Genomic DNA, 12997 nt, shown 5'->3' with positions numbered 1-12997 from the left:
ACCGCCGCGTGCTCCGAATACCGACGAAAAGCACTTCCCGACAGGAGATTCTCGATGTCAGCACTACCCGCAGATCTGGTCTTCACCGGCGGATCGATTGCCACCCTCGATCCGGCCCGCCGCCGAGCCACGACGGTCGCCGTCACCGGGGGCCGGATATCGGCCGTCGGCCACGACGAGGTCCGGGAGCTGATCGGCGCCCGCACCGAGGTCGTCGACCTCACCGGCAGGCTGCTGCTGCCCGGCTTTCAGGACGCGCACATCCATCCTGTGGTGGCGGGCCTCGAGCATGCCCGCTGCAACCTCACCGGCACGAGCGATGCCGATTCCACCCTCGCTGCCGTCCGCAGCTATGCCGACGCTAACCCGGAGTTGCCGTGGATCGTGGGCGGCGGGTGGTCGATGGAGGCGTTCGACGGGGGCACACCCACCGCGCAACTCCTCGACACCGTGGTGCGGGACCGGCCGGTGTTCCTGCCCAATCGCGACCACCACGGCGCGTGGGTGAACACAAGGGCCCTGGAAATCGCCGCAATCACACGTGAGACTCCCGATCCCGTCGGCGGACGCATCGAACGCGACGCCGACGGCGAGCCGACCGGCATGCTCCAGGAGTCCGCGATGGACCTGGTCGGCCGCCACACCCCGCAGCACACCCCCGACGACCGGCTCGAGGCACTGCTCCACGCCCAGCAGTACCTGCATTCGCTCGGCATCACCGCCTGGCAGGACGCGCTGCTCGGTGACACCTCCGGAATCTCCGACGTCTCGGACGCCTACCTGACCGCGGCCGGCGACGGGTCCCTCACCGCTCGCGTGGCGGGCGCACTGTGGTGGGATCGCGACAAGGGCGCCGAGCAGATCCCCGACCTGCTCCGGAGGCGTTCCCGTCTCCGCGTCGGGAGGATGCGGGCCGACACCGTGAAAATCATGCTCGACGGTGTCGCCGAATCCCGCACCGCGGCGATGATCTCTCCGTATCTGGATGGATGTGGCTGCGCGACCACACATTCCGGCACCAGCTTCGTGGACCCGGACGAACTGCAGGGCTACGTCACCGAGCTCGACGCCCTCGGATTTCAGGTGCATTTCCATGCGCTCGGCGACCGGGCCGTACGGGACGCGCTGGACGCGGTCGAGGCCGCCCGGACTGCGAACGGATTCCGCGACACCCGCCCTCACCTCGCCCACCTGCAGGTCGTGGACCCCGAGGACATCCCCCGGTTCCGCGCGCTCGGTGTCACCGCCAACATGCAACCGCTGTGGGCCGCCCACGAACCGCAGATGGACGAGCTCACGATCCCGTTCCTCGGCGACGAACGCACCCGACGGCAGTACCCCTTCGGTTCCCTGCTGCGCTCGGGTGCAACGCTGGCGGCCGGCAGCGACTGGCCGGTCAGCAGTGCCGACCCCATCCATGGAATCCATGTCGCGGTCAATCGTGTACTACCGGGTCGAGACGGTCAGGGGCGTCCGGTGTTCCTACCGGACCAGCGGATCGACCTCACGTCCGCACTCACCGCCTACACCGCCGGGTCCGCGTATGTGAATCACCTCGACGACACGGGGAGCATCGAGGTGGGCAAGCTCGCCGACCTGGTGATCCTCGACCGGGATCCGTTCACCGGACCCGCCGAGCTGATTGCGGAGACCCGGGCAGTCCTCACCTACGTGGGTGGCGACCGCGTCTACGCGGCACCGTGCGCCTGACGTCCCTTGCAGGCGGCACCCCCTGCGGATGCCGATCGGCCGACCCTCGTGGCGCCGATCGGCATTCGCGACCACACTGGAGGTGTCCCGCCGAAGTCAGGAGACAGTGATGGGCGACAACAGGCCGTTCGGGTTCGACCCCGACGATCTCGACCGCGTGATCCGTGAGGCCGGCGAGGAGTTGCAGGGCGTCAAGGACCGGATCGTCAGGTTCCTGGACCAGGCGGATTCACAGATCCCGTGGACGGGTGTGTTCGCGGACTTCGCCCGGTCGCCGCGCGCCGCGTCGAAGCCGGAAACGACCGGGGAGACCGGCGACGGCGTGTGGGCGATCTACACCGTCGACGGAGAGGGCGTCGCCCGCGTCGAGCAGGTGTATGCCACCGAACTCGATGCCCTCCGCGCGCACAAGCACAACACCGATCCCCACCGTTCGGTGCGGTTCCTCCCTTACGGCGTCACCGTCAGCGTCCTCGACCAGCAGGAGGAGTCGACGCCCCGGGAAACGGAATGACTTCTCGGTAGCCAGACCTCCCACGCGGCGACAAACGCGCCGACTCCCCGCGTCCACGAGCCTCTCGAGGGTGTCCCGATCAGCGCCCCGGAATGACGATCGTCACCGGACTACTGGCATGGACCGGGCGACTGCGCACCGGTCGGGTGCGGCTCAGCCTCGGTGTGTACCACGGGGCTGCGCGGTGCGTCGTTGCGCCAGGACGACTAGTAGCCGACCGACGGCAGCCACGCGCCCTGGGGCTCGTTGTAGAGCCCGATCGTCATCAGCGTCGATTGCTGGACGATCTTCAGTCCAGCATCGAAGCACCAGGCCATGAGGCGCTTATTGCGTGACGGCACGAGGAACCCGAGGCCGGTGAACTCCTCGGCAGCGGCGAGCAGCGCGATGACGTCGTCGTCGGCCTTGCCGACCGCATGGCAGGTGTAGCCGAAGCCCGTCGCATAGCCAGTGATCCGGCCACCACGCTCGACCACCCGGGCGGTGCCGACATTGACCCAGAACTGCAGCTCGCCGTGGCGGTCGTGGCCGTGCACCTGCCGGCAGATCTCGTCGCAGGCAGCGATATCGTCCGGTGTCGCCGGCCGCACGACTGCGCCGGGAATCGCGGACCCGCCTGGCGTTCCCTGGAAGACGGTCAACAGCTCACGCACAGCGAAGCCGAGCTTGGCGTACAGGGAGAAAGACCGGTAGTTGTACGCCGTCTGTACCAACCGAATGCCAGCGACGTCACGCTCCTCCGATCGCTGAAGCAGTGCATTCATCAATGCACGACCCGCCCCCGCGTCCGGCGCCGCCGGATCAACGGCGACGGGACCTATGCCGACGACCTTGCCGCGCTCGTCCTGTAACGCGCTGCCGACGATGTGGCCGTCGCGCTCGGCAACCAGACCGTATATGCCATCGGTGGCCAGCATTGCCTTGATCTGGAAGTCTGCGAATTCGGGCGTGCCTGCTTCGATCGGAAAGTGATGGCGCGTGGCGAGCGCCTCGAAAGCGTCGAACATGATGCGCCCACATATCCGGGCATCGTCCGGCGTCACCTCGCGGATCTGCAGCGTGGTCATTCTCCTATTGTCGCGCTTGCGCAGCCGACGGTTGTCCCAAAGCGGATGGCGTTACGATTTGTCGGGCCTCAGGGCACGGTCTGGAGAGTCGATGAGCATCCGAATACCGTCTATTACACAGGAGGATGAACCGGGGAACACGTTTTTGCCGGTTCGCGACAGAATCGACGAAGACCTGCGCACCCACCCAGCGGGCGCCGTACTGACGCACGTTCAGATCCCGGCCGACACGACCCAGCGCGTTGACCCACGCAACTTAGGTGGTCGTCAACACTTGCTCACCGCGAGGGTTTCCAAACGGACCGCCAGTAGGCCAGATTCCATTGCCGCTCGCCGAGGCGTGGCCAGACCACGATGCAATCGGTCAACGACCCGTTGGCCAATTGCCCTGGGGCCACGTGATCGAGTAGCTCGAGAAGCTCGATGACGCCGAGTTGCGCGATTGGTACAGCGCCAAGGACATCGCCCATGGCTGGAGTCGTCCCGTACTGGCTCACCAGATCAAGACCCAGCTGCACCTCCGAGAGGGTGCGGCCCCGTCCAACTTCCCGCACGCCCTGGAGCGCACCGATTCCGAACTCGCTCAGCAGATCACCAAGGATCCGTTCACGCTCGAGTTCCTCGCCATCGACGGGGACGCCTCCGAGCGACAGCTCGAGGATCGGCTGGTCGAGCGCATCATCGACACCCTTCGCGAGTTCGGCCCCGGGTTCGCGTTCGTTGGCCGTCAGGTCCACTGTTCTTTCACGTCGACCAACTCCGGTACGTGGTCATCGAACTCAAGACCACGAAATTCGATCCGCGCGACGCCGGCCAGCTCGGTTTCTATGTCGCCCTCGTCGAGGACCAGCCCACGGGCGGAATGCTCCTGGTCGCGGACAAGAACGAGTCCGTCGTCCGGTACGCGCTAGCGGGCACCACCCAGCCGATCGCCGTCTCCCGCTACGATCTCTCGCCCGCCGAGCAGGCCGCGCTTCCCGCCGAGGACGCCCTCACGCGTGCGGTCGCCCTCGAGCTCGGCGACCACACCCCGGAGTAGGACGAGCCGAAGTTACCGACCTGAGCACCAGCAGTTGGATTCGGCTCGGCATTAGGCTTCTCGTCATGACTGAGCCTCCATCACATCCCGGGTCGACCGGCGATTCGGTCACGCATGCACTCAGGGAGGACATCCTCGCTGGACGGTTGTCCGCCGGGGAGCGCCTGATCGAGGATGCGCTCGCCAAGCAATACGGAGTGTCACGAATCCCGGTTCGCGAGGCATTGACACGCCTACAGTCCGAGGGATTCGTCAACATCGTCAGAAACAAGGGTGCAACCGTATCCGACGCCATGCTCAAGGGCGGCCGAGAATTGTTGGAGATTCGACGAGGCCTGGAGACCTTGTCCGCGCAGCTCGCCGCCCAGAACCATGGGGGTTCCGTGATGCGTGAATTGACCGCGATTGCCGACGGCGAAGCCATCGAAGATGACCACACACCGTTCCACGAACTGGTGGCCGAAGCGTCCGGAAATCAGCAACTGGTCGAGATGCTCAAGTCGATAAACCTTCGAGTGCAGTGGGGATTGGGACACAATCCCGAAGCCTCGTCCGGAGACCACCGCATCCTCGCAATGGCCATCGTGAAGGGGTCTGCCACCCAGGCCGGATACCTCATGGACGAGCACCTTCGCCGCGACGAACGCTACTTCGCAGAGAAGTTCGATCACGATCAAACGGGAGCTTGACGCCGCCAACAGACCTGATTGTATACCGATTCGGGTGTGTTTTCAGGAAGGTAACGAAAACGCCCAGCTGAGAAACGGTGACGTAACAGATTTCGTATACAAATTGGTGCAGCGCGGTTGGAGTCAGGGACGACTTGCGATCGGCTCGCCGACAGAATTGCTGCCGGTGCCATAACTCAGCACCCGGAGCCCACCATGTCCCAGAACCAGAACGACACACTCTCCTCTGAACCAGACAAGACAGCTGTTACCGCTGCAGCCCCGGATCCCAGCTCTACACCCGGACTCACAGCAGCATTGGACCGCATCGGCTTCGGTCGCGTGCAGGCCGCATTGATCCTCCTTTTGATGGCCGGCCTGTTCTTCGATTCCCTGGAGCAGAACTCGACGGGCGCCATGGGCACGCTTCTCAAAGAGTCCTTCGGCATCGGCAACACCGAGCTGACCATGATCAACACCGCCACCGTGATAGGCGGGTTGGTCGGCCGCATCGTCGGCGGCTATATCGCGGACCGCTGGGGGCGCCGAGCCGCACTCAGCCTGAACTTACTGGTCTACACCCTCGGCGGCCTCATCAGCGCGATGTCGGTGAGCTACGAAATGCTCCTGGCCAGCCGCTTCATCGTCGGCATCGGCTTGGGCGGCGAATTCACCGTCGGCCTGGCCATCTTGGCGGAGATCGTCGCCACCCGACACCGCGGATCACTACTGGCCACGCTGAACATCTCTTCCGGGGGAATCGGCAACATCGCATCGTTCGGCTTCTTCTGGCTCGTCCTCGGCCCGCTCAACGAAACACTCGGAGGCAATGACAGCGCATGGCGCTGGACTTACGTCCTCCTCGCCCTCCCTGCCGTACTCGTGGTGTTCTTCCGCCGATACCTGCCCGAATCCCCCCGATTCCTACTCTCCAAGGGACGGGTCCTCGACGCCAACAAGAGCCTCACCCGGCTGGCCGGCGGCAGCATCGCCGGACTGCGAAACCCCGGCCCCACACAGCAATTCGTCACCGTTGCCGATATCCCACTCCAGACCAAGAGTAGCTACGCCGAGGTGTTCAAGGGCCAAAACCTGCGGCGCACAGCGGCAATCGGAGCAGCGTCCTGGATGTCGTTCGGTGCACAGGTTACCCTGCTGTTCCTGATGCCGATCCTGCTGGTCTCACGCGGCTACTCCCTGTCCGACTCGCTGGCGTTCACCATGATCATGAACATCGGCTCGCTGTTCGGCGCTTGCGCCGCCTCGTACCTCGCCGGCAAAGCGCCCCGAAAGCTCACCGTGACCGTCGCCGCCGTCCTGGGCTGCATCTCGGCCGTCTGCTTCGCCTCGTTCGCCAACACCACAGCTCTGATCCTGTTGCTGGGAATGATCTTTCAGTTCTTCACCATGATGCTCAACACCATGCTCTCCGTCTGGTCACCCGAGCTGTTTCCGACATCGGTGCGCGCCATGGGCACCTCGGTCGTCAACGGCATCGGCAACGTAGCGGGGGCAGTCATGCCGTTCGCCGCACTGTTCTTCTTCGACCGCTTCGGGGTTCCCGGCGTCTTCTCCATGATCGCAGTCATGTACGCCCTGCTCGTGGTCGCAGCGCGCTTCGGCCCCGAAACGCTGGGCAAGTCCTTGGAAACCGTCACCGAAAAACCGGTCTTCGCTGCAACCGCAGCCTGACCACCACCCCGAAAGGAACTGGCATGTTGCACCTCGACATCTCCGCCACCGCACACGGACCGAACTACCTGCCCCAGTACTACGCCGAACAAGAAGGCTTGTTCGCCGCACGCGACATCGTTGTCAACGACACAGCATGCGATCCGTGGACCGGCGTCCTCGACGACCTCGACAGCGGCGCCGCCGACATCGCACTCGGCGGATTGTGGGTTCCTGGAATGTATGCACAAGGGCCACGCGATCTCACGGTGTTCGCACAAGTCAATCACCAGTTCCCCAAGGCGCTGGTCACTCGAAAGCAGTACCCGGACTTCACCTGGTCCGACCTCGAAGGCGCCACGGTACTGGCACCCGGAATCGGAGGCAGCGCCCCCTACGCCTTCACCTCGGGATTGATCCGAGAGTCCGGCGTCGACCCTTCCTCGATCACCTTCCTACGCGATCTGTCGACGCCGATGTTCGTCGAACTGTTCGACGCGGGGCTGGGCGACGCGATCATCCTCGACATGACAACTGCGGAAGCCCTGCAGCACAGGGCATCCGGGCACATCGCCATCGACTACACCGTCGCGGGCGGCCTCGGACCCAACAGCGTCTACTACTGCCGCACCGACCGCTTCGCCGAGCTCAGCGACCGGCTCTTCGTGTTCGTATCAGCGTTGCAGGAGTCTATGCAGCTACTCAAATCGGCGACCTCGGAGGACCTGGCCCCCCTCCTCGCCGCTCACTGGCCGACAATTCCGGCGGCGGTCCTGGCGAAGTCGTGCGACACGATGCTGCACTCGCGTACGTGGGACACCGTATGCATCGACGCCGATGCAACCAACCGGTGGATGCGAATTCTGCATGAGGAGAAGATGGTCCGAACGGCACCTACGTTCGAGCAACTGGTCGACACCAGTATCGTCGATCAACTCTCCCCCATCGCCAGTTCAAAGAGCCTGCAATGACTCTCGTGCTGACGCACTCGGACATCCTTTCGGTCCTGGATCGACACGAAGTACGCAAAGCCGTCGAGCAGGCGCACGCGGGTCTCGCGACGGGTGAGCGTGCCAACCCAGCTCCCTCTGCCATCGCGTTACCCGAATCCGGCACCGCGCTCCCGATGGCTACCGGTGGGCGCGGGATGGTGGCGGTGAAACTTCTGTGCGATGTACCTGCGAACCGCGACCGAGGGCTGCCGACCCAGCGCTCGACGATCATGGTGTCCTCCGCCATCACCGGTGAGTCCCTTGCCATCCTCGATGGGCGGGCGATCACTGCGATCCGTACCGCCGCCGCGAGTGCGGTTGCCACCGACCATCTCGCGAGGCAGTCCGCCTCGATACTCGGGATGATCGGCGCCGGCAACTTGGCGGTCGAGCATGCATTCGCAATCGCCGCCGTTCGGGACATCACACGGATCGCGGTCTGGTCACGCAGCGCCGCGACGATCGACAGCTTCCGCTCTGCAACAGCAACTCTCGGTATCCCGGTCGAATCGGCGGGATCCCCGGAAGATGCCCTGGCGGTCTCCGACATCGTGTGCACGCTCACTCCGTCCCGGCAGCCCATCGTGCGTGGTGTGTCATTCAGACCGGGACAACATGTCAATGCAGTCGGTGCACCGCCCCGCGCCGATCACCGGGAAGTCGACGGCATCGGCATGCAACGAGCAAAGGTAGTCGTCGATAGCTTCCCGACGTCAATGGCCAAATCGGGGGGCGTGCTCCTCGCGATCTCCGAAGGTTTCATCACCGAAGACGATGCACGAACCGAGTTGGGTGATGTCATCGTCGGCAAGGCTGCAGGCCGCACGTCCGATGCCGACATCACGTTGTACGAATCGGTCGGCATCGGACTCCAAGACCTCGCCGCAGCCGAGCTCGTCATCGAACACGCCACTGCACGAGGCATCGGCACATCGATCAACCTCAGCGAGTGAACAAGTCCGCATAGGTCGGGGAGACGTCGACATCGCCGAGGTCTGCCCGACTGGCATTTACGTGCTCTATCTTCTGTGTGGGACGAACGCCGGTCACCTCGCCGACTCTAGTTCGATCACGAGTGGGATGCCGGTGTCGAACCAATGGCTGTGGAGGTGTCATGCCCAGATGACAGGCTGAGAGGTCCGTGCACATCGCGGACAGGTCAGCGATCGTCTACCGACCTGTGCGGCGTGAACGATCCGCGGGCCAGGGGCCACCCCGGAGCGGCCGGTCGGCGAGCGTGCGTTTCTCGTTGTCGCGGAACCGTGGTTCGTAGTGGTGAAAGAACATCTTGCCGACCAGGTCGCGTCGACTGCGGACGCCGGTCTTGTCGAAGATGCTCTCGAGATGTTTTTGCACGGTGTACGCAGATACGGAGAGCGCGGCCGAGATCTGCGAGGTCGACGCCCCCTGCAACACCATCGTGGTGACTTCCCTCTCGCGCTCGGTCAGCCCGTAGGCCGACATCAGCAGGGGGTAGAGCCGGCTGGGGTGCGCGGGCTCGACGATCACGGCGATCCGCTGGCGGCCGGTCGACGCCAGGCACGCACCGTGCAGCACCAGCCACGCTCCGGAGCGGGAGAGCACCCGTGAGAGCGCGACCTCGCCGACGTGATCGCGATCTTCCGCGGAACGCAGCACTCGGGCGGCGAGGGCGATCACGGCGGCCGGCAACTCGCCGCGATCCCAGTTCCCGCCGGGAAGATCCGCCATCCATCGGTCGACACCCGGGGTCGCCGATTCGACGTCCCAATTGTGGTCGAGGACGAGCAGGCCCGGCGAATCGGAATACTCCGGCTCCTCGGCCTGCCCGTACAGCAACGCTCGTCGGGCGCCGCCGGCGAGGATCGGCGAAATCTCACGAAGGAAGGACTTCTCCGTGTCGGTGAACCGGGGCATGCCCTCGTCCCGGTAGAGCGACAGCGCTCCCCAGGTCTCGCCGGAGCGGGTGCGCAGTCGGACGATCAACTCCTGATCGCCACCGAGTGTGCGGTTCCGGCGCCAGCGCGGGCTACGCGACGGATCCCCCTCGGCTGCGTCGTGCAGCGTGGAAATACCTGTGGCCGAACGCATCACGCCGGGTACCGACTGGACATCGTCCTCGTAGTACTCGGCGGCCAGCCACTCATTGGGGAACTCGTCCATGCCGAAGTGATAGTGACTGGTCATCAACAACGACAACGGGTCGACGGTGAACCAGCACGGCGTCCAGTAGTACGGGACCACCCCGGCCACGACCTCCGACGCGTCACGCCACAACGCGACGAGGCCGCGCGGTACGGCGCACACTCGTGCGATCTTGTCGGCCGCGCACTGCACGGAATCCGTGCTCACCCGTCCATCCTAGGAGCCCGGATCGACCGCCGGAAATACCAGAAATCTGGAATGGTGCCCCCTCCGTGCCGGGCCTAGCGTCGGGGACATGTCCAAGTCCGAGACCGCAAAGGTGCGGCTGAGTCCCCCGCCTCCCCCATTGATGGTGCTGGTCGATCCGTTGCTGATCTTCACCGAGCGGCCCTGGCGGTTCAACTTCGCCGGCGGCGCACCCGTGATGGTCACCCACCGCGACCGGGTTCGCCGAGGGCGCCCTGTTGCTCGAGGCCACCCCGCCGGGGCCGGCTCCCCATTCCGTGCCGCTCTCGACGACAGGGCCTCACCGTTCGAACTCGGCCTGAAGGTTCCCCGGGGATACGTCCCTTTCGAAGCCGAGCCGGCCGAGATCGCCCGGTCTCTGATCCGCGTCGACAACGACGGTCAAGGAGAGTTCCCATGCGTATCAACAGAATAAGTCCCGACATCGCGGTCCTCAGCGACGAACTGGAAGTGCCCGGCATCGGACACCTCCCGGTGAACGCCTACGTCCTCCAAGCCGCCGAACCGGTGGTCGTCGACACCGGACTGAGTCTGCCTGACCGCGGGTTCCTGGACGCACTCGGATCGGTGGTCGACCCCGCCGACGTCGAATGGGTATGGCTGACCCATCCGGACCGCGATCACACCGGCTCGCTCTTCGACCTGCTCGACCAGGCGCCCCACGCGCGGCTGATCACCACCTTCGCCGGTGTCGGCATCATGTCGTGCGAACGGTCCGTCCCGTTGGACCGCATGTACCTGCTCAACCCGGGGCAGTCCCTCGATGTCGGAGACCGACTGCTGACCGCGCTGCGTCCGCCGCTGTTCGACAATCCGAGCACGGTCGGTTGCTTCGACAACCACAGCGGATCGTACTTCTCGTCCGACTGCTTCGGGGCCCCGATGGAGACCGCGGAGCTCGCCACCGCCGACGACATCGGCTACTGCCTGCCGAGCGCCGTACGCGCCGCCCAGCACCTGTGGGCCACCGTGGACAGCCCCTGGGTGCACACGGTGGACCAGGAGAAATTCATGGCCACCGTGTCGGCCTTGAGCTCTCTCGAACCGCGACGCCTCCTCAGCACTCACCTTCCACCGGCGGACGGCCGCACTGCGGAGTATCTCGACATGCTCGCCGCCGCCCCGCAAGCCGATGCCTTCGTCGGACCCGACCAGGCCGCGCTCGAGCAGATGCTGGCCAGCTTCGAACCGGCACGCTGAGAGTCCTGAGGGGTGGAGCACGACCTTGGTCCAGCTGTCCGCTCAGGGATCCTTCAGCGGCATGCCCTATGGGAAGGATCTGCTGGACCTGCCGTGGGAACTGTCCCAACGGGGCACCACGTCAGTGACCTGGGACATCGAGCCCGTCCCCTACCACGCCGGCGACGCGCGGGCGTGCGCCGACTACGCCGTGACCCAAACCCGTCCCGGCTCAATCATCCTCATGCACCCGTTCTGCGAGGCCGAATGCGCCGCGGATCGGGAAGCGCTGCCGCAGATCATCGACCGCCTCCGCGCCGACGGCTACCGGTTCATCACCGTCAGCGAACTGCTGGCCATGCGGCCGTGATCGCTCAGCCCTGACGGCCTCGAACGCGGGTCCGGACCACGTCGATCACGGCGAGCACAGGAGCGGTCCTGCCGCTCCCGACTACTCAAATTTCGTGCGGGACAACGAAAGGACGCTGTTGTAGTCAGCCGATGCGGACCTTCAGGTTGCGGACTTACGCGTTCCGGATATCGAGACCGAACCCCCAAGCAATTCGCCAACACGGGTTATGAGACAGCCTCTTACCCGAACCATTCCGGCATCACGCGATGACACAAACTTCTCGACAAGACCGGTTGGTTTCATCCGAGCGCGTATCCCGTCGAGGGGAACTCCGATTTGCACGGGTGACATTTGGATCAGCACCCAGAAGATGAGTCCGGCGCCGTGTGTCATCGTTGCCGACCACAACGAGCTGGCGTAGTGGGCCAGACCTATGTAGAGAGCGCCTCGACTCCGACCAGGTGGGCAACATCTGCCGCTCGTCAACGAACATCTTCGCCCGCGCGGGGTGTGCGACAACTGCTGAGCCTCGCCAGCCGGCGGCCACCGGTGGAATAATCCAACCAGGAGGATCGTCCACCCCGACGAAGCGATGCCCTTGCAAAAACGTCGACCCCGGCCCAGGGCCTCAGGACCGCCCGAGTGCGCCGGGGTCGGCCCACAGACGACGGGTGTGGTCGTGGGGTCACCGACTGCGTTCGAACCGACACCGCGAACCCACAATGGACGTGGAGGGCTCCGATTTCTAGTCTCACTCCACTGACATGCGGTAACAAATCGGAGCCCGTCGCCGACAAACCAGATGACGTAGCCAACGATGACGGGCCCGAACAACGGGCGCTGGACTCGGAAGAGAGCAGGCAGGTGAACGAACTGCTGAGCACGCTGCCGGAGAAGCACCGGCAGATCTTGACCCTCCGGCTCGTGGTCGATATGTCAGCGGAGGAGACGGCCGCGGCCGTGGGTAATACACGGGAGTTGTTCGCTCGACACGAAGCCATCGCAAGTGACGAGGGCAGGTGAGAGGTTTGGCTAGGAGCACCAATCGCAACGGCAATCCCGATGCCGACCTCCCAGACGACGACGCACCCGTGGACCTCGCGGCAGTGCGCCGCGACGATGCGCTGATCGACGCGATCGCCGGTGGCGGTCCCGGCGCAACGGATTCGCCGGAACAGGACCAGCTCGCGCTTCTGCTGACCAATTGGCGTGCCGACATCGTGTCGACGCCGATGCCGACCGGACCGCTGCTCGACGACGTGATCGCGGCGATCGACGCCTCCGACACGCGTTCGGCACGCAGCGCCGCCCGCGACAAGCTCCGCCTGTTGCGACCCATCGCAGGCGCTGCCGCCGCGATCGCGGTTCTCATGGGCGGTGCCACCATCTTCTCGTACAACGCCGAACCCGGCGATCCGCTGTGGAGCGTCAAGTC

At 65.0% G+C, this 12997-nt stretch carries 13 protein-coding genes and 2 pseudogenes; 12 read left to right on the top strand and 3 right to left on the bottom strand.

Annotation, left to right across the window (positions count from 1 at the left end; genetic code table 11):
• Positions 1-54 precede the first annotated feature (54 nt).
• Positions 55-1710: an amidohydrolase gene (locus MLGJGCBP_RS01470; protein ID WP_160093793.1), complete on the top strand. Its 1656-nt coding sequence runs from the start codon at positions 55-57 to the stop codon at positions 1708-1710.
• 109 nt (positions 1711-1819) lie between these two features.
• Positions 1820-2224: a hypothetical protein gene (locus MLGJGCBP_RS01465; protein ID WP_160093792.1), complete on the top strand. Its 405-nt coding sequence runs from the start codon at positions 1820-1822 to the stop codon at positions 2222-2224.
• Between the two features lie 206 nt (positions 2225-2430).
• On the opposite strand, the gene MLGJGCBP_RS01460 is transcribed toward MLGJGCBP_RS01465, so the two are convergent.
• Together MLGJGCBP_RS01460 and MLGJGCBP_RS51305 are read right to left on the bottom strand one after the other, a co-directional pair.
• Positions 2431-3315: a GNAT family N-acetyltransferase gene (locus tag MLGJGCBP_RS01460; protein ID WP_268960718.1), complete on the bottom strand. Its 885-nt coding sequence runs from the start codon at positions 3313-3315 to the stop codon at positions 2431-2433.
• Positions 3316-3569: 254 nt separating this feature from the next.
• Positions 3570-4028 (bottom strand): hypothetical protein, encoded by a 459-nt coding sequence (locus MLGJGCBP_RS51305; protein WP_236580875.1) that lies wholly within the window; start codon positions 4026-4028, stop codon positions 3570-3572.
• Here MLGJGCBP_RS51305 and MLGJGCBP_RS51300 point away from each other — a divergent pair.
• The 5 genes and pseudogenes from MLGJGCBP_RS51300 (at position 3918) to MLGJGCBP_RS01435 (ending at position 8614) form a co-directional block, all read left to right on the top strand.
• Positions 3918-4330 (top strand): annotated as a pseudogene (locus MLGJGCBP_RS51300) (PDDEXK nuclease domain-containing protein). The gene MLGJGCBP_RS51305 and the pseudogene MLGJGCBP_RS51300 overlap by 111 nt on opposite strands.
• Before the next feature lie 65 nt (positions 4331-4395).
• Positions 4396-5019 (top strand): GntR family transcriptional regulator, encoded by a 624-nt coding sequence (locus MLGJGCBP_RS01450; protein WP_160093790.1) that lies wholly within the window; start codon positions 4396-4398, stop codon positions 5017-5019.
• Between the two features lie 195 nt (positions 5020-5214).
• Positions 5215-6690: an MFS transporter gene (locus tag MLGJGCBP_RS01445; protein ID WP_201452931.1), complete on the top strand. Its 1476-nt coding sequence runs from the start codon at positions 5215-5217 to the stop codon at positions 6688-6690.
• A gap of 23 nt (positions 6691-6713) precedes the next feature.
• Positions 6714-7640: an ABC transporter substrate-binding protein gene (locus MLGJGCBP_RS01440; protein WP_160093789.1), complete on the top strand. Its 927-nt coding sequence runs from the start codon at positions 6714-6716 to the stop codon at positions 7638-7640.
• The gene (locus tag MLGJGCBP_RS01435) at positions 7637-8614 is read left to right on the top strand and encodes an ornithine cyclodeaminase family protein (RefSeq protein ID WP_160093788.1); all 978 of its coding nucleotides are present in this window, start codon (positions 7637-7639) and stop codon (positions 8612-8614) included. Before MLGJGCBP_RS01440 ends, MLGJGCBP_RS01435 begins: the two co-directional genes overlap by 4 nt.
• A gap of 217 nt (positions 8615-8831) precedes the next feature.
• Here MLGJGCBP_RS01435 and MLGJGCBP_RS01430 read toward each other — a convergent pair whose 3' ends face one another.
• Positions 8832-9992 (bottom strand): helix-turn-helix transcriptional regulator, encoded by a 1161-nt coding sequence (locus MLGJGCBP_RS01430; RefSeq protein ID WP_236580867.1) that lies wholly within the window; start codon positions 9990-9992, stop codon positions 8832-8834.
• Between the two features lie 88 nt (positions 9993-10080).
• On the opposite strand from MLGJGCBP_RS01430, the gene MLGJGCBP_RS01425 reads away from it, so the two are divergent.
• The 5 genes and pseudogenes from MLGJGCBP_RS01425 to MLGJGCBP_RS01405 all read left to right on the top strand — a co-directional run.
• On the top strand, positions 10081-10446 hold the full coding sequence (locus MLGJGCBP_RS01425) for a grhN (RefSeq protein WP_160093787.1): 366 nt from the start codon (positions 10081-10083) through the stop codon (positions 10444-10446).
• Entirely contained in the window at positions 10428-11231 is an 804-nt protein-coding gene (locus MLGJGCBP_RS01420) for an MBL fold metallo-hydrolase (protein WP_160093786.1), read from the top strand. The genes MLGJGCBP_RS01425 and MLGJGCBP_RS01420 overlap by 19 nt, the downstream gene beginning before the upstream one ends.
• A gap of 25 nt (positions 11232-11256) precedes the next feature.
• On the top strand, positions 11257-11580 hold the full coding sequence (locus MLGJGCBP_RS01415; protein WP_160093785.1) for a hypothetical protein: 324 nt from the start codon (positions 11257-11259) through the stop codon (positions 11578-11580).
• Positions 11581-12333: 753 nt separating this feature from the next.
• Positions 12334-12598 (top strand): annotated as a pseudogene (locus tag MLGJGCBP_RS01410) (sigma factor-like helix-turn-helix DNA-binding protein); the annotation flags it as partial.
• The coding region (locus MLGJGCBP_RS01405) for an anti-sigma-D factor RsdA (protein ID WP_268960716.1) at positions 12582-12997 on the top strand (416 nt) is incomplete at its 3' end. The pseudogene MLGJGCBP_RS01410 and the gene MLGJGCBP_RS01405, both read left to right, overlap by 17 nt.

The sequence above is a fragment of the Rhodococcus sp. T7 genome (assembly GCF_009872365.1).
GTDB lineage: Bacteria > Actinomycetota > Actinomycetes > Mycobacteriales > Mycobacteriaceae > Rhodococcus_F.
This window is presented reverse-complemented; position numbering and strand designations above follow the sequence as displayed.